Source organism: Xanthomonas sp. WHRI 1810A (assembly GCF_040202885.1).
Taxonomy (GTDB): Bacteria; Pseudomonadota; Gammaproteobacteria; order Pseudomonadales; family Pseudomonadaceae; genus Aquipseudomonas.
Window position 1 is genome coordinate 1 of sequence record NZ_JBEGED010000059.1, and the last position, 594, is coordinate 594.

General features: G+C 62.6%; 1 protein-coding gene and 1 pseudogene. Both read right to left on the reverse strand.

Translation table 11 applies throughout. The features are described from left to right. Nucleotides 1–343: restriction endonuclease (locus ABQX22_RS26705; RefSeq protein ID WP_349802862.1), on the reverse strand; the 343-nt coding region annotated here is incomplete at its 3' end. 12 nt (nt 344–355) lie between these two features. Then, nucleotides 356–594, reverse strand: a pseudogene (locus tag ABQX22_RS26710) (DNA-binding protein); the annotation flags it as partial.

Sequence of the window (594 nt, forward strand, 5' to 3'; positions counted from 1 at the left end):
TGATGTGCTTGCGGTAACGCTTGGCCTGCAGGAGATACCGCGAGCCGTTGAGGTACACCGCACCGTCGACGCCACCGTCCCCGGTGTAATGCGTATTTCGCTCGACGCGGTAGCCGCGCCGCTCGAAGGTCTCCAGCAGCAGTTCCTCGAAGGTGAGGGGATCAATCTTGCGCAGGTAAGCCAAACGTTGAGGCATCAGCGGGATCGTGTTGATCTTGGCCAAGACCCGCCTCGCCTGATCCTGGCGGCGACGATGCCGCCGCTCGCGTGCCTTCGGCCGCAGGGCCAGCGCAGCGAGGATCACCAGCGCAACGTCAAGAACAAACAGTTGCGACCAGGACATGATGGCCTCCCGTCAGGCCTTCGAGCCGGTGACCCGGCTACCGATGGCTGCCGTCAGTTGGGCCAGCTGCGTTTCCAACGCCTCTACCTGGCCCTGCAAACGTGCGGCTTGCTCCAGGGCGATACGTTCACTCTTGCGCGCCTCAATCGCCTCGCTGTCCTTGGCAGCCGCTTTCTCAGAAGCACGGTTGATCTCTTGAGCGGTGCGGGTCTTGAACGCCTGGTGTTCTGCCGTGATCTGATCGCGCTCTA